20 protein-coding genes are annotated in these 25069 nt (G+C 40.9%); 6 read left to right on the top strand and 14 right to left on the bottom strand.

The features are described 5' to 3' along the window. Positions 1–61 precede the first annotated feature (61 nt). Positions 62–946 (top strand): ATP-grasp fold amidoligase family protein, encoded by an 885-nt coding sequence (locus tag BTO21_RS00580; RefSeq protein ID WP_045027609.1) that lies wholly within the window; start codon positions 62–64, stop codon positions 944–946. Between the two features lie 166 nt (positions 947–1112). Here the strand turns inward: BTO21_RS00580 and sltY are convergent, their stop codons facing one another. Beyond that, positions 1113–3062, bottom strand: coding sequence for a murein transglycosylase (gene sltY, locus BTO21_RS00575; protein ID WP_045027607.1), 1950 nt, complete (start codon positions 3060–3062; stop codon positions 1113–1115). A gap of 279 nt (positions 3063–3341) precedes the next feature. Here sltY and ettA point away from each other — a divergent pair, with 279 nt between their 5' ends. Continuing rightward, complete coding sequence (gene ettA / locus BTO21_RS00570) at positions 3342–5009, top strand: energy-dependent translational throttle protein EttA (RefSeq protein WP_045027606.1); 1668 nt, start codon at positions 3342–3344, stop codon at positions 5007–5009. A gap of 270 nt (positions 5010–5279) precedes the next feature. Further along, positions 5280–6263 carry a M23 family metallopeptidase gene (locus tag BTO21_RS00565; protein ID WP_045027604.1) on the top strand — a complete coding sequence of 328 codons (984 nt, stop codon included), beginning with the start codon at positions 5280–5282 and terminating at the stop codon, positions 6261–6263. Between the two features lie 109 nt (positions 6264–6372). Here BTO21_RS00565 and radA read toward each other — a convergent pair whose 3' ends face one another. Next, entirely contained in the window at positions 6373–7764 is a 1392-nt protein-coding gene (radA, locus tag BTO21_RS00560; protein ID WP_045027603.1) for a DNA repair protein RadA, read from the bottom strand. 148 nt (positions 7765–7912) lie between these two features. Between radA and BTO21_RS00555 the strand changes: the two genes are divergently transcribed. Beyond that, on the top strand, positions 7913–10261 hold the full coding sequence (locus BTO21_RS00555) for a PilZ domain-containing protein (RefSeq protein WP_045027601.1): 2349 nt from the start codon (positions 7913–7915) through the stop codon (positions 10259–10261). A gap of 147 nt (positions 10262–10408) precedes the next feature. Here the strand turns inward: BTO21_RS00555 and serB are convergent, their stop codons facing one another. After that, entirely contained in the window at positions 10409–11374 is a 966-nt protein-coding gene (serB, locus tag BTO21_RS00550; RefSeq protein ID WP_045027599.1) for a phosphoserine phosphatase, read from the bottom strand. Positions 11375–11636: 262 nt separating this feature from the next. On the opposite strand from serB, the gene BTO21_RS00545 reads away from it, so the two are divergent. Then, a complete protein-coding gene (locus BTO21_RS00545; RefSeq protein ID WP_045027598.1) occupies positions 11637–12251 on the top strand; it encodes a YtjB family periplasmic protein in 615 nt (204 codons plus the stop codon). Between the two features lie 102 nt (positions 12252–12353). Here the strand turns inward: BTO21_RS00545 and deoD are convergent, their stop codons facing one another. From deoD to BTO21_RS00515, 6 genes are all read right to left on the bottom strand, one after another. Next, positions 12354–13073, bottom strand: a complete 720-nt coding sequence (gene deoD, locus BTO21_RS00540; protein ID WP_036795952.1) for a purine-nucleoside phosphorylase — start codon at positions 13071–13073, stop codon at positions 12354–12356. Between the two features lie 209 nt (positions 13074–13282). Continuing rightward, positions 13283–14503 carry a phosphopentomutase gene (gene deoB / locus BTO21_RS00535; protein ID WP_045027593.1) on the bottom strand — a complete coding sequence of 407 codons (1221 nt, stop codon included), beginning with the start codon at positions 14501–14503 and terminating at the stop codon, positions 13283–13285. 10 nt (positions 14504–14513) lie between these two features. After that, complete coding sequence (gene deoA, locus BTO21_RS00530) at positions 14514–15845, bottom strand: thymidine phosphorylase (RefSeq protein ID WP_045027592.1); 1332 nt, start codon at positions 15843–15845, stop codon at positions 14514–14516. A 267-nt stretch (positions 15846–16112) separates the two neighbouring features. Further along, complete coding sequence (gene deoC, locus BTO21_RS00525) at positions 16113–16889, bottom strand: deoxyribose-phosphate aldolase (RefSeq protein ID WP_045027590.1); 777 nt, start codon at positions 16887–16889, stop codon at positions 16113–16115. Positions 16890–17489: 600 nt separating this feature from the next. Then, positions 17490–18782 carry a NupC/NupG family nucleoside CNT transporter gene (locus BTO21_RS00520; RefSeq protein WP_065193934.1) on the bottom strand — a complete coding sequence of 431 codons (1293 nt, stop codon included), beginning with the start codon at positions 18780–18782 and terminating at the stop codon, positions 17490–17492. A 216-nt stretch (positions 18783–18998) separates the two neighbouring features. After that, positions 18999–19802 carry a TatD family hydrolase gene (locus BTO21_RS00515; protein WP_239997978.1) on the bottom strand — a complete coding sequence of 268 codons (804 nt, stop codon included), beginning with the start codon at positions 19800–19802 and terminating at the stop codon, positions 18999–19001. Positions 19803–19963: 161 nt separating this feature from the next. Here BTO21_RS00515 and prfC point away from each other — a divergent pair, with 161 nt between their 5' ends. After that, positions 19964–21559: a peptide chain release factor 3 gene (gene prfC, locus BTO21_RS00510; RefSeq protein ID WP_412760187.1), complete on the top strand. Its 1596-nt coding sequence runs from the start codon at positions 19964–19966 to the stop codon at positions 21557–21559. A gap of 114 nt (positions 21560–21673) precedes the next feature. Here the strand turns inward: prfC and rimI are convergent, their stop codons facing one another. From rimI to ubiT, 5 genes are all read right to left on the bottom strand, one after another. Then, positions 21674–22129, bottom strand: a complete 456-nt coding sequence (gene rimI / locus BTO21_RS00505; RefSeq protein ID WP_045027585.1) for a ribosomal protein S18-alanine N-acetyltransferase — start codon at positions 22127–22129, stop codon at positions 21674–21676. Then, the gene (locus BTO21_RS00500; RefSeq protein ID WP_045027583.1) at positions 22119–22520 is read right to left on the bottom strand and encodes a DNA polymerase III subunit psi; all 402 of its coding nucleotides are present in this window, start codon (positions 22518–22520) and stop codon (positions 22119–22121) included. The genes rimI and BTO21_RS00500 overlap by 11 nt, the downstream gene beginning before the upstream one ends. Positions 22521–22681: 161 nt before the next feature. Beyond that, a complete protein-coding gene (locus BTO21_RS00495) occupies positions 22682–23779 on the bottom strand; it encodes a glycerol dehydrogenase (RefSeq protein WP_045027582.1) in 1098 nt (365 codons plus the stop codon). Between the two features lie 235 nt (positions 23780–24014). Continuing rightward, positions 24015–24521: a GNAT family N-acetyltransferase gene (locus BTO21_RS00490; protein WP_045027580.1), complete on the bottom strand. Its 507-nt coding sequence runs from the start codon at positions 24519–24521 to the stop codon at positions 24015–24017. After that, entirely contained in the window at positions 24511–25032 is a 522-nt protein-coding gene (gene ubiT / locus BTO21_RS00485) for a ubiquinone anaerobic biosynthesis accessory factor UbiT (protein WP_045027578.1), read from the bottom strand. The genes BTO21_RS00490 and ubiT overlap by 11 nt, the downstream gene beginning before the upstream one ends. Between the last annotated feature and the right edge of the window lie 37 nt (positions 25033–25069).

The following is a 25069-nucleotide window of genomic DNA, read 5'->3' as shown; positions in this document are numbered from 1 at the left end:
CAATTGTAAAATAGACAAATTAAACTTATAAGTTAAACAAATAACAGGCAGAGAACCTAAGATGGAAAGTTTACAATATCGATTGTTTTCAGGAGTTGTGTCCAAACTTCCAATAAAATTACGTTTACAAATTCTATATTATCGTAAATATAAAAAATTCATTAATTATTCTAATCCAAAAACGTTTAATGAAAAAATACAATTAAAAAAGATCCATGACCGTAGTGAATATTTAACGATTGGTGCTGATAAGTTAGCAGCAAAAGAATTTATAAAAGAAATAGCACCAGAATTGTACATTCCAAAAACATTATGGGTTGCTAAATATATCGCTGACTTTGATATGTTCCCATTTAATAAAATGCCAAATGACTACGTACTAAAAGCCAACCATACTAGCCAAACGATTGAATTTGTTCGTAACGGTAAACACTTTTCAAAGCAAGATATGAAAGTATTCGCTGAACGTTGGTTTAAAAAGGATCAGTCAGGTTCATTGGGAGAATGGGGCTATCAAAATATTCCACCACGCGTTTTTGCCGAAGAATTCCTTGATTTTAATGGTACGACACCTGACGACTACAAACTGCATGTGATTAATGGAAAAGTGGAGTTTATTCAATTAGATCAAGGTCGATTTGGTAATCACTTCCGTAATCATTATGATCGAAATTGGAATGAATTAGGCTTCACAGTTGCTTATCCACGCTGTACTCCAGTACCTGAAAAACCTGAATTTATCGATCAAATGATTGAAATAGCAGAACGTATTGGACAATATTATGACATGGTACGGGTCGATTTATACTTCCATAATAATCAAATCACCTTCAGTGAATTAACCATGTACCCTGCGGCAGGCTTTGCTATTTTCCCCGAAGATTGGGATGAGAAATTTGGTAAACGCTGGGTGCTAGATTATCCAACTTTTTCACAGAAAAAATAACCTGAATATTCACATTCATCGCATTACATTATATTTTTATGGTTTTGATATAACCGCTACTGTTATCTCTCTGCATAACAGTAACGGCTTTTATCACTTATAATTACAATAAGTTTTTTAAATAGATAAAGCGTCAACAATCTCTATTTAAAACACATTATTAATATTAATAATGTGCTTTTAGTTCCGCCGGACTAAATAATGCGGCTTTCTGTCCCATAAGTTCATTGTAATAAATATCAAACATTAAAACATTTTGAACATAACCACGGGTTTCATTAAACGGAATTTGTTCAATAAACGCATAAACATCCAATTTTCCTGCGGTTTCTTTTTTCCATTGTGCAACCCGACCAGGACCGGCGTTATAAGATGCAAAAGCGTAAACACGATTATTATCATTACGCTCTAACATCATTTTTAAATACGCACTGCCTAAGCGGATATTAACACTTGGATCAAATAAACTTTGCTTACCTAAGTATTTATAATCAAGTTTTTTAGCGGTTTCAGCTGCCGTTGCCGGCATTAACTGCATTAGTCCACTCGCACCAACATGTGATTGTGCATGTATATTTAACGCACTTTCTTGACGTGCTAATGCCATCATTGTTGATGTGGGAATATGACGTTGCTCACTAAAGAAATCAAATAACCATTTATGGGCTAATGGAAATCTTAATGTCATATGATCCCAAAGCTTACCTGAAATAGTGGCTTGCACTGCAAGATAGTGCCATTGATGTTTTTCAGCATATACCGCTAATTGACGCTTGGTTTGTACATTGGTGATCTTGGATAAGAGATACCCCCACTCGCGATTAGCTGCGGTGGTTTTCTTGAGAATAATTAACTCATCAACACGGGCTAAGCTCTTTTTATACGGTGTTAACAACGCTGTTGATGTTGGCGCTTTCGTTAGCGGATACACAATCGGCTTATGCAAAATAGTGGCCGCAGCAGCACTGTAAAAATCACGCTCACCTAGCAATGAAGTATAGATTTTATCCGCTTGTTTTTTATGACCGTTTTGCGCTAATAATTTCGCTTTCCAGAATGTCCAGCGAGGGGTTTGTTGCGCCTCTTTCGGTAAGCGATCAATCCAGAGTTGAGTTTGCTTCCAATTAGCCTCACGAATAGCATTACGTACGCGACGCTCTAAAATACTGGTATTGTGGCTATGGGCTAATTTGCTATCACGCCATTTTGCTAAGCTCGCATCTGTCGTTGACATAAGACGCGAAGCAACAGCATCGGCCAATGTTTGTTTAGTGGCTTTATCAAAGTGTTGCCCACTAACGACTTGGTCATACTCAGCAACGGCTTGTGAAGTATTTTTACGAGCTAATAATAGAAACGCATTTTTAGTCAACGCTTGATTAAAGGGCGTTACTTTACTTTTTTTAGCAAACTCACCCACATTTTGTGGCTGTTCGTATAAAGCCAAGACTGCTTCACCAGTTGCTTGTGCATCACCTGTTAATTGCTTATCAAGGTAAGTTAATAAGCTTTTATTACCATTAGCGTAAGCTAATACCATTCGGTCGAGCACCATACTATTGGTACGTTTACCCGCAGTATTCCAGCTATTTAATAACTCATCACAGCCAGCAGGTAGCGAGCTGCCTGTCTGCCATAATTTTTCAGCCCCCTGCCACGCTAAGGCAGTTTTACCTGTTTTCTCTTTGGCATAATAAAACGCACACTGTAGCGCGGTATTTCTTGGTACTGCTGGCTGCATTGCTAAAAAATCATGCCAACGTCCAGTGCTAACCAATTGGTTTAAATAGCGTGTTTTTATGGTCTGACTAAACGGTAACATTTTATATTTTTCAATAAAGACTTTCACTTGGCTCGGCTTTTGGGTTTCCAGCTGAGCATTAAATTCACGATATTCCAAATAAGGGTATAACGCATAGCCTCCTAATTTAGTTTTTTCCTGATGAAACACAGCCATATCATTGGCTGAAAAAGCATTTTGCGCTTGTTCATACCATGTGCGTTGCTGCTCTAAAGACGCTGCTTGAACACTGAATGTACTTGTTAATCCGACCGTCAACAAAGCAAGTGAACAAACGCGAGAATAACTAAATAGACGTGTCACGATTGACTCCATATCTAAAAAAACCAAAATTCATCTACAATCCTTGCTCAAGGATAGCAAAAAAAAACGTCCAACCAATAAGTGACAATAAATTAACACCTTCGCTAACATACATTGGCCGACATGTAATTACTCAGAGGCATGATTGTGATTGTAACCATTACAATAAACAATCTCTTTTATCACTAAAATACCTTACTGAACCCGGTAATAAACAACAATTCAAGTGAATTTTTAAAGATTATAGGTACTATATAAACTTCATTTTAGAAGTAGAGATCACACACGGATATGGCTGATTACGTCTATACCATGTCGCGAGTGGGCAAAATCGTCCCACCTAAGCGTCAAATCTTAAAAGATATTTCATTGAGTTTCTTTCCAGGTGCCAAAATTGGTGTATTGGGTCTTAACGGTTCAGGTAAATCAACCTTACTGCGCATCATGGCAGGTATTGATACTGATATTGAAGGTGAAGCACGTCCTCAAGCGGGTCTAAAAGTGGGTTACCTGCCTCAAGAACCTGTATTAGATGAAACAAAAACAGTCCGTGAGATTGTTGAAGAATCTGTTTCTGATGTAAAAGATGCACTAATTCGTCTTGATCAAGTTTATGCTGCTTATGCTGAACCTGATGCCGATTTTGATGCTCTGGCAAAAGAACAAGGTGATTTGGAATCATTAATTGAAACCAAAGATGGTCACAACTTAGGCATGCAACTTGAGCGCGCAGCAGATGCTCTCCGTTTACCTGATTGGGATGCGACCATTAAGAACTTATCCGGTGGTGAACGTCGTCGTGTCGCTATTTGTCGCCTATTGCTTGATAAACCTGACATGCTGTTGCTCGATGAACCGACTAACCACTTAGATGCAGAATCAGTGGCATGGCTTGAGCACTTCTTGGTTGATTACAGTGGTACTGTGGTTGCGATTACCCACGACCGTTACTTCCTTGATAATGCGGCGGGCTGGATTTTAGAGCTTGACCGTGGTGAAGGTATTCCATGGCAGGGTAACTATACCTCATGGCTTGAGCAAAAAGACGCACGACTAAAACAAGAATCATCTCAAGAACGTGCTTTGCAAAAAACGATTGAGAAAGAACTTGAGTGGGTGCGTCAAAACCCTAAAGGTCGTCAAGCGAAATCAAAGGCACGTATGGCACGCTTTGAAGAACTTAACACCGCTGATCACCAAAAGCGTAATGAAACCAACGAACTGTTCATCCCACCAGGTGAGCGTTTAGGCGACAAAGTGATTGACGTTAAAAACCTCACTAAATCGTTTGGCGATCGTGTATTGATTGATGATTTATCATTCAGCATGCCAAAAGGCGCGATTGTTGGCATTATCGGTGCTAACGGTGCGGGTAAATCAACGTTATTTAAGATGTTAAGTGGCGATGAACAACCGGATTCTGGCACTATTGAACTGGGCGAGACAGTAAAATTAGCATCAGTGGATCAGTTCCGCGATAGCATGAATGACAATAACACTGTTTACCAAGAAATCTCTGAAGGCGCTGATATTCTTAAAATCAACAACTTTGAGATTCCAGCTCGTGCCTATGTATCACGCTTTAACTTTAAAGGCAGTGATCATCAAAAACGCATTGGTGATTTATCAGGCGGTGAGCGTAACCGTGTTCACTTAGCAAAACTGCTGAAATCTGGCGGTAACGTATTACTGCTCGATGAACCAACCAACGACCTTGACGTAGAAACCTTACGTGCACTTGAAGAAGCATTACTTGAGTTCCCAGGCTGTGCGATGGTTATCTCGCATGACCGTTGGTTCCTTGACCGTGTTGCAACACATATTCTTGACTACCGTGACGAAGGTAAAGTGAGCTTCTTTGAAGGTAACTTTACTGAATACACTGATTGGTTGAAGAAAACCCTTGGCGCGGATGCTGCCGATCCTCACCGTATCAAGTACAAACGTATTGCGAAATAATTAGTTCAATACGCTGTAATCAAAAAGAGCTGCTTAAACAGCTCTTTTTTACAAAATAAAAATAATATTAAAATCAAATACTTATTCAGGCGCTATTGTACCAACATACTGTATTGCCTCACTTCTGTGACGTGATAACTAGCAATAATGGAAACGAAGACATAGACTGAGTAACTTATTACTTATCGTTAGTTGTACGGTATTGAACGCTGTTAAAAAGCACTGATCAACGCCCAACTCTCATTTACTTATCAATAATAGCTATAGCTTATGTCTCAATTAGAACCATCATCAGCAGAGCCATCATTAGCCAATAAATCCCCGCATTCATTACAGCGCTCTTATCGTGCTGTCGTTATCATTGCGGTATGCGGTATGTTTAGCTATGGCGGCTATTCCATGTTTCATCTTTATCAAAATGCAAAAATTTCTCAGATCAAAGCTCAAAAATTGAGTGCCAAGGCATTAGCATTAAGTGCTTCACTGTCTGAAGAAACGGCAATGAATCAGGATCTCAACCAAGCATTAGCGGATAAGAAAAAATCATTACTCGTGCTAAATCAGCGCATTGATGATATGGAAACTGTGCTCGGTATTGAACCACCAGCCGACAATCAAACCATTGAACAACGGGTAGATACCGCAGCTATTAACTCAGCAGTAAGAGCTACCTTATTTCAGCTAATACCTAATGGTGCGCCAACGCCCAATGCACAATTAACCTCAGGATTTGGTACTCGCGTTCATCCGATCACTAAGCAGCGTAAACGCCATGATGGTCTTGATTTTGCAGCTAAAATTGGTACCCCGATTTATGCGCCTGCTGATGCCGTTATTGAACGTGCCCGCAGCAGTAATTACGGTTATGGCAACCAATTAACCCTTAACCACACCATGGGATTTATTTCGTCTTACTCGCACATGAGTAAATTCAACGTTAAACAAGGTGAGTTTGTTAAAAAGGGGAAACTGATTGGTTGGACAGGAAATTCAGGATTATCAACTGGTCCTCATTTACATTACGAAATTCGATTTTTAGATAAACCACTGAATCCACGCCCATTTGTTAAGTGGAACATTGATAATTTTGAAGATTTGTTTAAACAAGAAAAGAATGTCCAATGGGCATCATTGTTAAATACCATTAATAGTATGGTTGCGATGCAAGTGCAATTAACCGGCGATGAAAACCACGATCTTGATATAGCCACAGCACAGCATACTCAAGTATCAAAAAAACAAGCTCAAGATTAAACAATCTTTATTTAACAAAAATAGACACAAAAAAGGCCAATCACATTACTGTGACTGGCCTTTTTGTTTGAAGCCGTTTTTGTCGATAGTCGTAATTAGCTCAATCGGATTAGTTGATAAGCTCAATTAACTCATGAATCGTTTTTACTGCCACAATTTTTGCGCCCAATCCTTCCATTGATTTATGGTAGTTTCGAAACGGTATAAAAATTTCAGTAAACCCATGCTGCGCCGCTTCTTTTACTCGCGGCACCCCACTGTCGATTGGACGTACATCACCGTTAAGACTTAACTCACCCATGATGCAGGTGGTACGCGGCACCACAAACTCATTTAGACTACTCAATAAAGCCGCAACTAATGCCAAATCAATACAGGTTTCCGACTCATCAATTTTTAAGCCACCGACAATATTGAAAAACGTATCATGGAAGATTTTGGTCTTCGCGTGTTTACGTAAAATACCGGTTAGCATTTTAATTCGATTCATATTTAAACCAACACAAACCCGCTGTGGGAACTCCCCTTCGGTCTCAGTGGTTAGACATTGAATCTCAAGTAAAATATTACGGTTACCTTTTCGAATACACGTAATTGCAGAACCCGATGATTCGGTGGTGGATCCCGATAAGAAAATTTCACTCGGGTTATCAACACTGAGCATACCGCGCTCTGTCATTCGGAAAATACCCACGGTATCAACATCACCAAAACGGTTTTTATTGGCACGTAAAGTACGTACTTGACCGTCATTGGTATCGATATGCAATAAAGCATCAACAATGTGGACTAAGGTTTGTGGACCCGCAATTTCATTATTTTTGTTAACGTGAGCAATTAAAAACATGGTGACATTGTTTTGTTTACAATATTGAGTCAGTGATTGCGCAGCCGTTTTTACTTGTGATGGCGAACCGGGGCTACCATTAGCGAGTTCGGTTGATACCGCTTGAATCGAGTCAATAACCGCAAATTTAATCTGTTTCGCGTCTAATTCAGCAATGATCGCTTCAACACTGGTTTCAGCCATTAAATACAAATTATCTTCATTGCATTGTAATTTAAGTCGATTAACACGGTTTTTAAACTGTGATAACGATTCTTCGGCAGTACAGTACAGTGATGGCATTAATTGCGACATTCGCGCCACAAGATCTGACAATAAGGTCGTTTTACCTGCACCAGGATCGCCTGAAATAATATTCACCGAGCCAGTGGTCAATCCCCCACACAACACCCGATCAAGCTCACCAATACCGGTTAGCATTTTTTGAGCATCAACCGCTTCAACTTCATGTAATTTTTTAGAGCCACCGCCAGCAATACCCGCATAGCCGGATAAACTTGAACGGGCTGAAGTTACCACTCCACTTTTAGTATTGGGAATAGTAAATTCGGTGATCGTGTTCCATGATTTACACCCAGAACATTGCCCTTGCCAACGCGCAAAGTCCATACCACAATCACTACATACATAGGCGCGTTTTGCTGCTTTTGCCATTCTAAATCCTATCTCACTTATTATTCACAATTGCTAATCACATTAGCGTCAAGAAACTATCGACTAACGACAAATATATGTCAGTTAATGCTAAACTTTTTGTTCTATTGGTCGATGATATAACCGCCATTCATCAATAGACTTACTCATGCATCTTGACGATTATAAATCCCTCATTGAGCAATTATTACCCCTTTATAGCCAGCCTGATTTTGAGGCCGTATTCCAGTTATTAACTCAACACGAAACTGGCCCAGTACGGCTACAAATAAAAATGGAAATCAATCGCTTGATGGCTCCTTGCAATAAGATTATTGATCTTCGAGGACGGGTTAACGGTCAGTGCCGACAATATACCTTTAATGATCATAGCCATTGGTTAGATGATGTCGCGATCAATATTTATCATCATCGTAGTGCGGTATTTGGCGGGCAATATTGCTATGGGCTCTATGAAGAATTAACCAACACCCATAATAATTTTCGTATTATTCACCACCAACAAAAAACACCGCTAACCGATACCGCCACAGAAGAAACACAATATAGTTTATTTCAAGCACAACTGATTCGATTTGGATACTACCTCAGTCGTGAAGAAAATAGACTCCATATCGCGACCTCAATGGCGTTAACATTGACAAATAATCAACAAGTCTTAGCCACCACGGTCGATCTGTCTTTTTCGGGTACTAAATGTAAAGTGCCGGCAGCGTTTGACTACCAACTGGGGCAAACTATCACAGCCTCATTTCCACAGCTGGCACAACAATATCAAGATGCCCGACTCAATCAAAGCCACCACTATCGTATTTTAGGCATTGATGATATTCAAGATAACGACAGTATTAAATGGTTAAGGTTATTAGCCTTAACGGAAAATACCGCACTCAAGGCAATTATTAAGCATGATCAACATAAGTCGTTAAGTCGTAGTAATCATGACGATAAAATCATTCAGTTACGTACTCAAGCTTTTGAACATTGCTACCTAAAACATACCACAACAATGCCGTTATTTTTTGCAGCAACAAAGCTTAAATACAGCCTTTTAACCGATCATAATCAACACCAATGGCAATACTGGCATGATGAGCGCAATCAACCAGTTATTAACCATCTTTTATCACCCAGTCGTATCCATAACCTTGGACTAAGTCAAATATCGCAAACCAGCACTTTAATTTATAGCTTCTATCATGAGCATCAAGGCCAGCGTTATTTTTACTCAGCAGCATTGCCAGAAATGACACGTCAACAACGTCTATTATTTTGGCAAATAGGCGCTAAACGTGAAAGCTGGCGAGTGATGCGTTTAACGCTATACCCTTTAACAACCAACGATGTGCAAACATTGGCACAACTGACACCGGAAATGATGCCTTGCTGTCAGGACTTATCCCATATCGGAACCTTACAAGATTTAACTCACCAGCAAGTACAGCCAGATTATCTCAGTGGTGCACCATCAACGTTAACCGCCCAAGACTTGAATCAATTTCGTCATCTTCGTAATCCTATCAGCCAAGCTGAAGCGATTCATTTTGACCCTAAACCGCTACGCAGTGAAGCTCGATTTCACTATCAAACAGCCATCACCTTACAACAAGGTCATGATAATATTCAGGGTCATTCGATCGATTTTTCAAGCCGCGGACTCAATATTAATTTAGATCAACCACTGCGATGTAAACAAGGCGATACGGTGACGATTGGATTTACCCAATTAGCCCGTACCACTAAAAATACTATTTTAAAAAAAATGCCTTATCAGATCATTCGCACCAGCCCTAATGGCAAAAATATCCAACTCACCGTCATTGACAATGAAGAGGGGTTATTAGGCGGACAATTTTTACGTACCCTGATTGAATCTAACCTTGAAAAACTGGCGCTATGTAAAGAGCCACAACCTTCGCCAGCAATGCTCTTGGCCATGCATCAAATGTTACTTACGCGGCTGCATTGCTTACCGTATTTTGCTGAAAAAGTTGATCATAAAATAAAAGTCAAAGCCATCGGATCTAATTTCCCTTTATCGTCACTCGCTACAATGCTACATCAACTGAGTGATAATGATCGTTTAGATCTGGGCGTTCTTTTCAAACAACGGGTTAAAGAAATGCTCGCCAATCCAATGCGTCCCCGTGACAATCTCCAACACCCTTTTATTCATGAATTATATTTAGCGGTTGAGTTTCACGGCGAGAACATCGATAAGATTGACACTAAACTACGAGAGGATTTTGATGATATTGACGCCCAGCGCGCTTATATTCAACAAGCGCGTCAACGAGGCAATCTGTTTGCGTTGCGGATCACGGCATTACCGTTATTAAACCCACTCACCGTGCTTATTGGTGAGAAATTAAGTCAATTAGCCCGTTTAACTCTGCACCGAGCCCGCACGTTAGAAATGGAATTTACGTCGTTAATTGGTTGCGGTGAAATTTCAGACATTACCGATGAAGTGTTAATTCGGCTTGAAATTCATTAATGTTAATTGGCTATTTATCGCTTACATTTTTTATTCGCACCCTTAGAAAGTGCGAATAATTAGCTTAACCTTAATGTTGATATTGATGTTAATGTTAATGTTGATTAAGCATTAGGCATTAGGCATTAGGCATTAGGCAACAAAACGCTACCACGCTAAACGCTGCTCTGCCAATGATGCAGACAAGATACAAATAACCGCACCTAAATCTGCATGACGAATAGCGACATCGGCCTGTTGATCAACCTTTGGTTTCGCATGATAAGCGATCCCTAGTCCTGCAATTTCCATCATCAGTAAATCGTTAGCACCATCACCAACGGCTACCGTATTATGAGGCTCAATATCAAATTCTTCCGCTAACGCCAATAATATTTCCGCTTTGGCTTTAGCATCAACGACCTTTCCAAGGATCTTACCGGTTAACTTACCGTCGATAATTTCAAGGGTATTTGAGGTTGCTGATACTAACTTAAATTGCTGCTGTAAATGATCAGAAAAGTAAGTAAAGCCCCCCGATGCAATCGCCACTTGCCACCCATAATGATGTAACGTTGCAATTAACTGCGGTAATTCAGCCATCAACGGTAACTGATCACGCACTTGGGTTAAAATCGCTTCATCTGCACCTGCTAAAGCGGCTACTCGCTGGCGTAAACTTTGCTCAAAATCTAATTCACCTGACATCGCGCGTTCAGTCACGGCTGCAACCTCTTCACCGACACCCGCTAATTTAGCAATCTCATCAATACATTCAATCTCAATCGCGGTTGAGTCCATATCTAACACCACAATCCCGGGCATCGATAAATCAGGAATATCACTCACATAAGCAAAATCTAGTTGCTGTTCAAGCACCACTTGTTGTTGTGCTAACGTTAGTTCACTGGCAATTAAAATCGCATCATACGATCCTACTTTCCAAGCTGCGACAATCTCAATCGTACTCAAACCAACATCATTAATCGCATCAATATTATCGGTAGTAATGTGGTTACCATACACTAACCAATTCGCTTGGCGTTTGCTGGTATTAGTGACAGATAATATCTCTGGAAAGCGTTTAAATAAGGTTGGGTGTTTATTGATTTTGAGTACACTAGCAACGTCCATTGCGTCATCCTTAACAATTTGATTACTATAAACCTAACGATTGTGTTCATGAAGAGCAAGTCTAATTATAAATTGACAGTTGTATTATTAACTCAAAAAAACCACTTACACCTATAAAATCAACAATTTATAAAATTAATACTATGCAATCATTGCTGACCACCATTTGTTAACAAAGTTTAACACTTCCCTGCCGGTGAAATAATCATCCGTTATTTTTTTAGTGTAGAATACCTATAATCGGAGTAATCGAGTGATATCAATGATCCAATGGAACACTAAACGCTGGCAACGTCAGCGGCTGTATAAAGCCGTTATATTACTAATATGCCTATTAACCTTTCTCGGCATTCTCCAATATGGCGCATTACTTAGTCAACAAAACTACCAAATGCTGAGTGAACAAACCCAAACGTTATCAAAAATTATTGTTCGTCAGGCCGCTCAAAATGCCGCACTCGATCTTGAAAATAAAGACCAGCATCAGCTGCAATTATTAGTTAAAAATTTAGCGACAGAGCCATTGATATTGGATGCGAGCATTTATAATCTTGAGGGGGTGGCGTTAGCAAAAACCAAAGCAGCGATGCCATTAGAGCAATTAACTGGGCTTTCTACCCCGTTAGCCATGGCGAGTATTGGACGCCAACAAATTGCAGAACCAATATTACTTAACGGTCATATTATTGGATTTATGCGGATCACACTCGAACACGATAAGTTACTAACGCATGCGGTTGCTCAAATGGCGTCTATGACAGCAATTATTCGAGGCTTGATGGTTTCAGCATTGATCCTTGGCGGATTATTGATGCTGGTATTTAGCCGTCAACATTATCAAGGTAGCTTTCCTTTCCTGCAGAATAATCACCAATAATACCGATTAGCACCCACAAAAAAGCGGCAACAGCTTGTACTGTTACCGCTTTTTTTAAGCGTCATTGGCGCTCATACTGAGTACCCAATATATTCGCTATGATTACTCAGCATCACCAAGTAATACTGATTCTAGTGCGATTTCAATCATCTCATTGAACGTTAGTTGACGCTCTTCAGATGTGGTTGCTTCGCCACGTAGAATATGATCAGAAACAGTACAGATAGTCAGTGCTTTAGCACCAAACTCTGCCGCAACGCCGTAGATACCCGCCGCTTCCATTTCAACGCCAACAATGCCGTACTTATCCATTGTTTTGAAGAAATCGAAATCTGGGTTGTAGAACAAATCAGCTGAGAAGATATTACCCACTTTAACAGGGATACCTTTTGCTTTTGCTGCATCTACTGCATTTTGTACCATACCGAAATCAGCAATTGCTGCGAAATCGTGGCCACCAAAACGGATACGGTTTACTTTAGAGTCTGTTGATGCGCCCATACCGATAACAACATCGCGTAATTTAACGTCATCACGTACCGCACCACAACTACCCACACGGATAATTTTCTTCACGCCAAAGTCTTTAATTAACTCTGTCGCATAGATAGAACAAGAAGGAATACCCATACCGTGGCCCATTACAGAGATCTTACGACCTTTGTAAGTACCCGTGAAACCAAGCATGCTACGTACGTTACATACTTCAGTCACGTTTTCTAGGAATGTTTCAGCAATGAACTTAGCACGTAGTGGATCACCAGGCATCAGCACGACATCTGCAAAATCACCCATTTCAGCATTAATATGTGGAGTAGCCATCGTTATATCCTTTTGTTTATTGAATCAGTTATCAGTGGCGATAACATCTATTACAAATGCACACTATTGATAACTCATAATCGCTTAATATCGTTCTGATAACGACAACAATCGCTATCATATAAACTTGCTTATTTTTATACTAATCAAGGCGATTAATCCAATGATTCCTCGCCTTGATTATCAGTATACTGCCGGTCTATTGCGTTTTATAGAAACGACTTACCGTAAGACATATCAGATGTACCGAAATGCTCAGCAAGACTTTGACCAATATCAGCAAATGTTTCACGACGACCTAATGAGCCAGCGTTAACTTTTGGTCCTGTAACAATCACAGGGATGTGCTCACGAGTATGATCAGTACCCGGCCATGTTGGATCACAACCATGGTCTGCTGTAATAATTAGCACATCATCTTCTTTTAATAGCGCTAAAATTTCAGGTAGACGACGGTCAAAATATTCTAACGCTGCAGCATAACCTGCAACATTACGACGGTGACCGTACGCTGAGTCAAAATCAACAAAGTTAGTGAACACGATGCTGTTATCACCAGCAACATCAATTTGTGCTAATGTTGCATCAAACAATGCTGGAATACCGGTTGCTTTTACTTTACGAGAAATACCACAACCCGCATAGATATCAGAAATCTTACCGATAGAAATCACTTCGCCTTGCTTTTCTTCAACCAATTTTTGCAATACGGTGATCGCAGGTGGCTCAAGAGATAAATCACGACGGTTACCCGTACGCTCAAATTGACCTTTACCAGCACCAATAAATGGACGCGCAATAACACGACCAATATTATAATCTTCTAGCTCTTCACGGACGATATGACAAAGTTCCATTAACTTATCAAGACCGTAAGTCTCTTCATGACATGCAATTTGGAATACAGAGTCAGCAGATGTATAGAAAATTGGTTTACCTGTTTGCATGTGCTCTTCACCCAAGTCATCTAGAACTTGTGTACCAGATGCATGGCAGTTACCTAAGTAACCATCTAAGCCTGCACGTGCAAGGATGCGATCCGTTAGCTCTTTAGGGAAGCTATTGGTTTTATCACTGAAGTAGCCCCAATCAAACAATACTGGCACACCCGCGATTTCCCAGTGACCAGATGGAGTATCTTTTCCTGATGAAATTTCTTTCGCGTGGCCGTAAGCACCTACGATTTCAACATCAGCATCCATACCTTCAGGAAAACTACCACATGACTCTTCACATGCTTTTGCTAAACCTAATTTAGTTAGATTAGGCAAATGTAGCGCACCACTACGATCGCCATTATCAGCTTCACCGCGTGCACAAGCCTCGGCAATGTGACCTAGCGTATTCGCACCAACATCACCAAAATCAACCGCATCTTCCGTTGCGCCGATACCAAAAGAATCTAAAACTAAAATAATTGAACGTTTCATTGTTGCTCCGTTATACGTCTTGTTCGCCAATGCGACGGTATACTTCAGGGGTCGGTTCTGGTGTAGTATCAGCAATACTGATATTGGCACGAACCGCTTTAGCCGCTTCTTGCCATTGCGCTTCAGTGCGCGCGTGGACCATTGCTAATGGTGTATCAGCATAGACTTCATCACCAAGACGGATCATATTTGATAAACCAACAGCATAATCAATCGTATCACTCGCTACACGACGACCACCGCCCATTCCAACAACAGCCATACCTAAACCACGAGTATCCATTGCATGTGCAAAACCGGTTGTTTCAGCAAATACAGGTTTAATGATTTCTGCTTTATCAAGATAGTTATCATAATTATCGATAAAATCAGTTGGACCACCAAGACCCGCAACCATTTTGCCAAAACGCTCTGCTGCTTGACCATTATCTAACACAGCTTGCAGTTTCGCACGTGCTTGTGGTAAATCTGATGCTAGTTTACTGATAACTAACATTTCAGCACACAATGCCATGGTTACTTCGTATAAGCGAGGGTTTCGATATTCACCCGTTAGAAATTGTACTGCTTCACGTACTTCAAGCGCATTACCCGCTGTTGATGCTAATACTTGGTTCATATCGGTTAATAATGCAGAGGTACATGTCCCTGCGCCATTAGCAACTGCAACAATCGATTTGGCTAATTCTTCTGATGCAGCGTAAGTTGGCATAAATGCGCCTGAACCTACTTTTACATCCATCACTAAGTAATCAAGGCCTGCCGCTAGTTTTTTCGATAAAATAGAAGCGGTGATTAGTGAAATATTATCCACCGTTGCCGTCACATCACGGGTCGCGTAAACACGTTTATCAGCAGGGGCTAAATCACCGGTTTGACCAATAATCGCCACACCTGCTTCTTTAGTTACTTTACCGAACACTTCATTGCTTGGCGTAATGTTATAACCTGGAATCGATTCCAGTTTATCTAACGTACCACCAGTATGACCAAGACCACGACCAGAGATCATTGGTACATAGCCACCACATGCCGCTACCATAGCGCCCAGCATTAAAGAGGTCACATCACCCACACCACCGGTTGAGTGCTTATCAACAATCGGACCATCAAAGTTCATATGGCCCCAATCAATTACCATTCCAGAATCACGCATTGCACAGGTTAATGCGACACGCTCATCCATGGTCATATCATTAAAATAGACCGCCATTGCAAATGCCGCAATTTGACCTTCAGAGACGGTATTTTTAGCCACACCTTGAATGAAAAAATTAATTTCATCGGCAGTTAGTGCAATATTGTCGCGCTTTTTACGAATAATTTCTTGAGGTAAGTACATGACGATCCTCTTACTGATATGAATTTCAATGGAAAGAGTCAATTATCTATCAGTAAAATCCAGCCATTGTCTTGCCGAATTTTACGTGTACGAAACCCTTCAGTGATGCCAATACATCATTGAAAATAACGTAAAATAAAATAGATAATGCGCGCTAATATATAATTATAAACATTGAAAATACTATGTTTTAATAATAATTAGCGTTAAAAAAATCAGCTTTAGCAAGATAATAAGGTGGCATTACACCACCTTATTAATAAAAGCTTAGTAACCGCCTTGTGCCGCTTGCTCGCCTTCACCTAATGTGTGAAGTAAGTTAGCAAGTAGGCTTGATGCACCAAAACGGTAATGGCGGCTATCAGCCCACTCATCACCAAGAATAGTGTTTGCCATTGCTAGGTATTGTTGAGCATCTTCAGCAGTACGTACGCCACCAGCCGGCTTAAAGCCCACTGTTTTTGCTACGCCCATGTCTTTAATAACATTCAACATAATTTCAGCGTATTCAGGCGTTGCGTTTACAGGCACTTTACCTGTAGATGTTTTAATAAAGTCAGCGCCAGCGTTGATACAAATTTCAGACGCTTGCTTAATAAGAGCTTCTGTCTTTAGTTCGCCAGTCTCGATGATAACTTTCAGTAACACGTTATCGCCACATGCTGCTTTACATTGCTTCACAAGCTCAAAGCCTACTTCTGCATTGCCAGCCATTAGTGCGCGGTATGGGAATACTACGTCTACTTCGTCTGCGCCGTAAGCAACAGCTGCTTTCGTTTCAGCAACAGCAATCTCAATGTCGTCGTTACCGTGTGGGAAGTTAGTTACCGTTGCAATACGTACATCAGGTGTACCTTGCTCACGTAACTGCTTCTTAGCTACTGGGATAAAACGAGGGTAGATACATACTGCCGCAGTGTTACCAACCGCTGTTTTTGCGTTCTTACACAATGCGATCACTTTTGCATCAGTGTCGTCTTCATTAAGTGTTGTAAGATCCATTAATTTTAATGCACGTAATGCTGCAGCTTTTAAATCGCTCATGACTATCTCCAGTCGTAATGTTTTATAGCGGTAGTGTTAATATTACTACCGAATATTAAATATGAATTCAGCAGGATCCAATTTGTATCACTGCTGTACAACGATATTCATTATCGCCGTCATAGATGAGCGGACTTTATTCCTTGAAGACCCAGAAGCCAATAAATACCATCTGGTCGCTATCCTTGTCACCGCGCAGGCTACCCTGCACTAGGTTAAGTCACCTTAACCTATTTAGGTTTTACGTCCTTATAATATCAACTCAATCACGACTCGACCATTAAACTCGTGTTTCCTGTGGTGGATAATATGTTTACTGAAATCAAAAGTCGTATCACAACTCATGCAAATTGATCATAAAAAGAGCCACTTTTTACATAACTCTTAATTTATGATGCTAATAACAGTAATAACGCTCTCAATCATCCTCACGGTACTGTTTCTATCGGAGAATAATAACAGAGTGAAAATTCAGAAAAGGGAACGCAATCGATTTTATTACATTAAGCCAAACTTAAATGCCATGACGGTTACAACGAAAAAAAACGCCACAGCATAAGCCATGGCGTTTCTTAATTTAGGGTAACCGTTTGTTTATAACTATGACGCTAGTGTAATAAACAGACCAGCAATAGTTGCAGACATTAAGTTAGATAATGTACCTGCCGCAACAGCCTTCATACCAAAGCGAGCGATTTCTGCACGACGTGTTGGTGCTAGACCACCTAAACCACCCAGTAGAATAGCTACTGAAGATAGGTTAGCGAAACCACACAATGCGAATGAGATGATAGCTTTCGTCTTATCAGACATCTCAGCACCCGTTTGCGCTACAACCATACCGCCATCAGCGACATCTTTTAGGTAAGGGGCAAAGTTTAGGTAAGCAACAAATTCGTTAACAACAATCTTTTGACCAATGAATGAACCAGCAACTTGTGCTTCACCCCACGGCACACCAATAAGGAATGCTAATGGTGAGAATACATAACCTAGAATCAATTCTAGTGTTAACTGAGGCATACCGAACCAACCGCCGATACCACCAAGCATACCGTTCACTAATGCAATCAAACCGATAAACGCAAGTAGCATTGCACCTACGTTTAACGCAAGTTGCATACCAGATGATGCACCTGCTGCTGCTGCATCAATAATGTTAGCTGGTTTTTCTTCGCTTTCATCTTCATCATTACCCGCAATCTGCTCAATTGGCTGCTCAGTTTCAGGCTTGATGATTTTAGCAAACAGTAGACCACCAGGGGCTGCCATAAATGAAGCGGCAATCAGGTACTCAAGAGGAACACCCATTTGTGCGTAACCTGCTAGTACACCACCCGCTACTGACGCCAAACCACCACACATTACTGCAAATAACTCAGACTGAGTCATCTTAGGTACGAACGGACGAATAACCAACGGCGCTTCTGTTTGACCTACAAAAATATTTGCTGTTGCAGACATTGATTCTGCGTGAGAAGTACCCAGTATTTTACGTAAACCGCCACCCAGAACATTGATAACAACCTGCATTACGCCGATGTAGTACAACACACTAATAAGTGCAGAGAAGAATACGATAACGGGCAATACACGTAATGCGAAGACAAAGCCACCGCCACCGAATAATTCAAACATTTTGTTTGATGTTAAGCCACCAAACAGGAAGTTAATACCGTCATTACCATAACCAATAACATTAGCTACTGCTTGAGACATGCCATATAGCACGTCACGGCCTACTGGTACGTAAAGTACAAATGCGCCTAATAGAAATTGGATAGCAAATGCACCACCAACAGTACGTAGATTGATCGCTTTACGGTTATCAGAAAGTAGTACAGCAATTAGTAGCAGTACCACCATCCCAACAAGGCTCATTAGCAGGCTCATGATTTATGGAATCCTATAGTTAAGTTTTGGCGTCTTGACAGTTCAGCTCTTTAAGAGTTGGCGCATTATACTCACGGAGCTGGCGATGATGTAATGCCAAGATCACAGTTTATGAGGAAATTTGATGTATTAGAATTCGCTATTGTGATCGGAATCACATATAAGCACTGTTGGCATGCAAACGGTTCGCGCAAACGTTTGGCTTTGGCAGCAGAATCACAGCTTTATTTTAAATAATTCAGCCGTGGTTAAGGTTGTTGCTTGTGCTATATGCGCATAACTCTCGTCTCTAATCTCCGCCAAAACTGTCGCAATATCGACTAAACGCTCAGGTCGATTCGGTTGACCTTGATACCCTGACACTGGCATATCGGGGGCATCGGTTTCTAATAGCAATGCAGATAACGGTAATTTAGCGATAGTAGCGCGAGTCTTTTGGGCGCGACTATAGGTGATCGTGCCGCCAACACCAATTTTGATACCGAGATCAACAAGTTGAGTAGCTTGTTGGTAACTGCCACTAAAACCATGATAAACACCTCCCATTTTAGGCGGATGCTGCCGCAGTAATGTTAGTAATTCAGGAAAGGCTTTACGGCAATGTAAGATCACGGGTAAGTGATGTTCATTGGCTAATTGAAGTTGGGCTTGTAGCCATTGCAGTTGTTGGTCTCGATTAACATCAGCTACTGCAAAATCTAACCCACATTCTCCCACCGCCACACAGCGATCATCAGCTTGTGCTTCAATGAGCTTAGTGGCCAATTCAGCAACGACATCAATGTTGTGTTGGTGACTAAAAAAAGGATGAATCCCTAGCCCATAATATAAGCCTGAAAATTGACAACATAACTCAGCCACTGATTGCCAATTACTGCGGCCAACGGTTGGAATAACCACCGCTTTAACGCCGGCTTGTTGAGCTTGTGTCCATGCTTGAGTGGGATTTTCTGAAAAAGGCGCAAAATCAAAATGACAATGACTGTCAATTATTACTGAATTATTGCTGACTACAGACATAAGTTGGATCTCTATCAAGGCAAGTATTGCGGCTATTATTACTCAAATTAACAGTCAAATACGTCATTCTTTATCTTTGTGAGTAATTCTCCTGCGGCTAGATTGAGTCTAAAGGTAAAATCAGCGACAATAGCGAATAATGCACTCCATTCAAAAAGAACATGCTAATGTCGCAAACACTGTTTCAAGGCGAAGTATCGAAACGTCGTACTTTCGCTATTATCTCCCACCCCGATGCGGGTAAAACCACCATTACTGAAAAAGTATTGTTGTTCGGAAACGCGATCCAAAAAGCGGGCACCGTAAAAGGTCGTGGCTCTAACCAGCATGCTAAATCTGACTGGATGGAGATGGAAAAAGAACGTGGTATCTCTGTAACCACATCGGTTATGCAGTTCCCTTACCATACTTGTTTGGTTAACTTACTCGATACTCCAGGACACGAAGACTTCTCAGAAGATACTTACCGTACCCTAACAGCGGTTGACTCTTGTCTAATGGTTATCGATGCCGCTAAAGGTGTCGAAGATCGTACCCGTAAGTTAATGGAAGTTACTCGTCTACGTGACACGCCTATCGTTACCTTCATGAACAAATTGGACCGTGAAACACGAGATCCAATGGAACTGCTTGATGAAGTTGAAGTTGAGCTAGGCATGGCATGTGCACCAATTTCATGGCCTATCGGTTGTGGTAAAGAATTCAAAGGTGTTTTCCATATTCACCGTAATGAAACGATTCTTTACAGCACAGGTCAAGGTCACACCATTCAAGAGCAACGCATTATTAAAGGCTTAGATAACCCTGAGCTTGATATTGCGATTGGTAGCGATTTAGCCGCTAACTTGCGTGAAGAACTCGAATTAGTGATCGGCGCATCAAATGAGTTTGATCTTGAGCTATTTTTAGCTGGCGAACTAACACCAGTATTCTTTGGTACGGCACTGGGTAACTTTGGTGTTGATCATATGCTTGACGGCTTAACTGAGTGGGCTCCAGCACCATTACCTCGCCAAGCAAACACCCGTGAAGTTGAAGCGACTGAAGATAAATTCTCAGGTTTTGTGTTTAAAATCCAAGCCAACATGGATCCTAAGCACCGTGACCGTATTGCATTTATGCGTATTGTATCGGGCACTTACAACCAAGGTATGAAAATGAACCATGTTCGTACTGGTAAGAGTGTGAGTATTTCTGATGCAGTAACCTTCATGGCAGGTGACCGTTCACGTACTGAAGTGGCTTATGCGGGCGATATCATTGGTTTACACAACCACGGTACCATTCAAATTGGCGACACCTTTACTCAAGGTGAGAACCTTAAGTTTGCAGGTATTCCAAACTTCGCCCCTGAACTATTCCGTCGTATTCGCCTAAAAGATCCACTTAAGCAAAAGCAATTGCTAAAAGGCTTAGTACAACTTTCAGAAGAAGGTGCGGTACAAGTATTCCGTCCACTACAAAACAACGATCTGATCGTGGGTGCGGTGGGTGTGCTTCAGTTTGATGTGGTTGTTGCCCGTCTTCGAGCTGAATACAACGTTGAAGCGATTTATGAAGGCGTTAACGTTGCAACGGCACGTTGGGTTGAATGTGATGACGTGAAGAAACTTGAAGAATTCAAGCGTAAGAACCAATCTCATCTAGCACTTGATGGCGGTGATAACTTATCTTACATTGCGCCAACCATGGTTAACCTTAACCTTGCTAAAGAACGTTTCCCTGAAGGTGATTTCCGCGCAACGCGTGAGCACTAATCAACGTTATCGTTATGATGTCTCGTCCTAATAAAAGTTAAATACAAAAAGGCCGCGTTCCGTTGAACGCGGCCTTTTTATTAATCTTTATTTATTAATCTGTTTATCGATAAATCAGCCAAAAGGCATGAACATATAGGCCATGATCAATGCGTCTTCACGACCATTAACTGCGGGGTAATAGCCAACCCGTCGATTGGTTTCATTAAACCCAGTCGCTTCATACAACTTATAAGCACCGAGATTACTTTCACGCACTTCAAGCCAAATTTCTTCCGCTTTTTTTGCTTCTAATGCATCAATAAAACCATTGAGTAATAACTTACCGTAGCCTTTACGTTGCAGGGCGGGATCAATGGCAATATTAAGCAAAGTACCTTCACCCGCAACTAATTGTCCAAAACAATACCCCACCACCTGCTCGTCAACCACTAACACATAGTTAGCCGCTATACGGTTAGGTTCTTTACGGATCATTGATTCTGCCCACGGAAACGTATTCGCCGCTTGTTCTATACGCCAAACATCATCGGTATGGTGTGCTTCTAATGGAATAATTTTATGAGTCATAACTACAAATCTGTTGCCATAATGCCTTCTTAGACGAAGGATCATTATGCATAAGTTTTAATGAGGCCGAATTCAGTACCTGACAACCAGTAGGGTGTGCCCCTTGGCAACCCGCAAACCAACACCAATTTAAATGATGCGCTGCGATTTGATCAAGTGCCGATAACGGCAATGATAAAGCTTGGTCTGGGGTTAATTTCATACTCGATAAAATCCGCCCAAACAACCAAGCATCATGCTCATCCAATTCCTCAGCCGAAATAAAAAGCAGCTTACACTCAGCGGGCAGATTGATCACAGGCAGCACTTGGTTAGGAAAGATCTCAGGCTTACGTACTTGCCAATAGGTGATCCCCATTTCCTGTAACACCTGAATATCGCGTTGCTTCATACCCTACCTGCTATGGAATATACATGGATTGCGATCCTAACAAATCCACGTCACTTTGTACCCATAAAACGATAACTGGCTCTATTCCACAGCGTAAAAACAACAATGCCGACATTACGTCGGCATTGTATGTGTTAATCAGTCATTATTAACCTGATAAATTAGTCATGGTAACGTTGTGCTAATGCATCTGCGGCAACCATGGCTTGATAAACACGATCTGCATTCACTTTAACTGGCATATTACACATGGTATCGCCTTTCGCACAGGCAATTTCAGCGACTTGACGCCAATCCGCTTCCACCATTTCTTCAATACCAAAATCAGCCAGTGTTAATGGTAAACCTGCTGTTTTCATTACATAAATAACATTTTCAATTTCTTCTGCATCAGCTTTTTCTAGTACCAATTGGGTAAGCAAACCAAAAGCCACTTTCTCACCATGCTGAATATGGTGTAATTGTGGTAATGAAGACATACCGTTACTCACCGCATGCGCTGCTGCTAAACCACCTGATTCCGCACCGACACCACTTAGGTAAATCGTTGCTTCAACCATTTCTTCTAATGCGGGTGTTACCACATGACGACGGGCTGCATCCATCGCCATTTCAATATTTTCAACAATCAATTCATAGCACATCAATGCCATGCCAAGACCTGTACGTGATACACGTTTTTGGACAAGGTTTAAACCATCAGCATAACAACATGCGCGCGCTTCAAAGAATGTCGCTAATGCATCACCAACACCCGCTGCAAAAAACTTAGTAGGTGCTGCAGCAATAATACCGGTATCAGTAATAACCGCATCTGGGTTTTGAGGTAAGAACAAGTAACGATCAAATTCACCGTCATCTTTATAGATCACTGACAATGCTGTACACGGTGCATCTGTTGACGCAATTGTTGGGAAAATAATCACTGGAATATGTGCAAAATGCGCAACCGCTTTGGCAACATCCATGGTTTTACCACCGCCAATACCCACAACCACATTGGCACCGTGATGTTTTACTATCTCATGGATACGACCAATTTCAGTATCAGTACATTCATATTGAAATTGTTCTGCATGAGCAGTAATACCCGCTTGCTGTAAAACTGGTAATGCTTCCGCTTTAACTTTATTGAGAATAAATTCATCGCAAATCAATACCGCATTATTACCAAAATCTTTAATAAAACCATCTAGTTGTGGTAATAGGTTTTGACCAATAATGAATTTTTTAGGTGAGGTAATACTACGTGGGATCATGAATGCTATTCCTTAAGGGTTTTTTCTTAGCAACAAAATACCACCACCAAATATTAAGCTAAATGACAAATAAAGAATTCTTAATTCTCAATATTAACCTTATTGCACTAAATCATGAATAGGTTATTAATAGACATTAAAAAGCCACAACCATTCTTAACGTTTTGTCGTTAAACTTTATCGTTAAAAATGAGGTCATGGCTTTTTATTTACAACGGTTAAGCGAGTTATTCATTTATGCTAATGCATTAAACTCTTCGCAATATTCAACTAACCCTTGATACTGTTGCACACTACCTGGCGCAATTTCTAACACCATAAAGGCTTCTTCAGTTTCGGGCCAAATGCATGTTAAGCCATGCTGTAATGCCGCTTGGTAACCCGCTTGCTGATAATACTTAGGATCACCTAATACGACTACCGTTGGATAATCAAAATCAGCGAGTGTTGCTTGCGCTTCGGCTAATAACGCTAACCCTACCCCTTGATGACGATGATCTTCACGTACCGATAAAGGCGCAAGCCCTTGCCAATTCGTCTCTTGTCCCGCAACGGTTACGGGGCTAAAAAAAGCATGCCCAATCACTTCACCGTCATCAGTACATGCAACCAATGATAACGTTCGACAGCCATTTTCACGTAAACGCATTACCAACTTTGCTTCAGCATCAGTATCGAAAACTGACTTTAGCAGCGCATCAATTAATAGAATATCAGCTGGCGCTTCAGATCTAATGAGCATGTATAACCTCTTTCTCAATCACGTTAGTCTGCATTCCCTGATGAATAAAATCAGCTGATTGCTGTAACACAAATTTTACGGGTGTCGGTAAAGAATCAAGATCAATACTGTCCATGAGGTTCTTTACTTCTAACCCTAATTCGGTATCCCCTTCAATACGAAGACGACGTTGGAAAAACAGTGTATCAGGATCTTCTTTACGTGCTGCAATTAATACTAAATCATTGCACTCGCCACTAAAACTCACATCATGATGCTCACATTGCTCTGCAACGATCAGTTTTTGATCTTGATAACTGATAAACCACTGTAACCCTAAATCACGGACTTCAACTTTTAACCAACGATGTTCAAGAAATTCAAAATCACCGTCTTCTAAAGCTTCTTTAAACACCATTGCTAAACCATCTAGCATCATTTTCTTTTGAATAGCGAACGGTGTGAGTTTCGCAGGGACACGTAATAATGCCGGACCATGTTGAACTAATTGTTTTCTAAGTTGAGCAATCACTGTTTGTATTCCTGTTTAAAATCGAACGCTAAAAATG

This window comes from Photobacterium phosphoreum (genome assembly GCF_002954725.1).
In the GTDB taxonomy this organism is placed as follows: domain Bacteria; phylum Pseudomonadota; class Gammaproteobacteria; order Enterobacterales; family Vibrionaceae; genus Photobacterium; species Photobacterium phosphoreum.
The sequence above is the reverse complement of the archived record's forward strand: the minus strand, read 5'-3'. Positions and strand labels throughout refer to the sequence as shown.

What these genes read in the sequence shown, in the direction of transcription:
- BTO21_RS00580 (WP_045027609.1), top strand. Translation starts at nt 62, where the DNA reads ATGGAAAGTTTACAATATCGATTGTTTTCAGGAGTTGTGTCCAAACTT.
- sltY (WP_045027607.1), bottom strand. Translation starts at nt 3,062, where the DNA reads ATGGAGTCAATCGTGACACGTCTATTTAGTTATTCTCGCGTTTGTTCA.
- ettA (WP_045027606.1), top strand. Translation starts at nt 3,342, where the DNA reads ATGGCTGATTACGTCTATACCATGTCGCGAGTGGGCAAAATCGTCCCA.
- BTO21_RS00565 (WP_045027604.1), top strand. Translation starts at nt 5,280, where the DNA reads ATGTCTCAATTAGAACCATCATCAGCAGAGCCATCATTAGCCAATAAA.
- radA (WP_045027603.1), bottom strand. Translation starts at nt 7,764, where the DNA reads ATGGCAAAAGCAGCAAAACGCGCCTATGTATGTAGTGATTGTGGTATG.
- BTO21_RS00555 (WP_045027601.1), top strand. Translation starts at nt 7,913, where the DNA reads ATGCATCTTGACGATTATAAATCCCTCATTGAGCAATTATTACCCCTT.
- serB (WP_045027599.1), bottom strand. Translation starts at nt 11,374, where the DNA reads ATGGACGTTGCTAGTGTACTCAAAATCAATAAACACCCAACCTTATTT.
- BTO21_RS00545 (WP_045027598.1), top strand. Translation starts at nt 11,637, where the DNA reads ATGATCCAATGGAACACTAAACGCTGGCAACGTCAGCGGCTGTATAAA.
- deoD (WP_036795952.1), bottom strand. Translation starts at nt 13,073, where the DNA reads ATGGCTACTCCACATATTAATGCTGAAATGGGTGATTTTGCAGATGTC.
- deoB (WP_045027593.1), bottom strand. Translation starts at nt 14,503, where the DNA reads ATGAAACGTTCAATTATTTTAGTTTTAGATTCTTTTGGTATCGGCGCA.
- deoA (WP_045027592.1), bottom strand. Translation starts at nt 15,845, where the DNA reads ATGTACTTACCTCAAGAAATTATTCGTAAAAAGCGCGACAATATTGCA.
- deoC (WP_045027590.1), bottom strand. Translation starts at nt 16,889, where the DNA reads ATGAGCGATTTAAAAGCTGCAGCATTACGTGCATTAAAATTAATGGAT.
- BTO21_RS00520 (WP_065193934.1), bottom strand. Translation starts at nt 18,782, where the DNA reads ATGAGCCTGCTAATGAGCCTTGTTGGGATGGTGGTACTGCTACTAATT.
- BTO21_RS00515 (WP_239997978.1), bottom strand. Translation starts at nt 19,802, where the DNA reads ATGTCTGTAGTCAGCAATAATTCAGTAATAATTGACAGTCATTGTCAT.
- prfC (WP_412760187.1), top strand. Translation starts at nt 19,964, where the DNA reads ATGCTAATGTCGCAAACACTGTTTCAAGGCGAAGTATCGAAACGTCGT.
- rimI (WP_045027585.1), bottom strand. Translation starts at nt 22,129, where the DNA reads ATGACTCATAAAATTATTCCATTAGAAGCACACCATACCGATGATGTT.
- BTO21_RS00500 (WP_045027583.1), bottom strand. Translation starts at nt 22,520, where the DNA reads ATGAAGCAACGCGATATTCAGGTGTTACAGGAAATGGGGATCACCTAT.
- BTO21_RS00495 (WP_045027582.1), bottom strand. Translation starts at nt 23,779, where the DNA reads ATGATCCCACGTAGTATTACCTCACCTAAAAAATTCATTATTGGTCAA.
- BTO21_RS00490 (WP_045027580.1), bottom strand. Translation starts at nt 24,521, where the DNA reads ATGCTCATTAGATCTGAAGCGCCAGCTGATATTCTATTAATTGATGCG.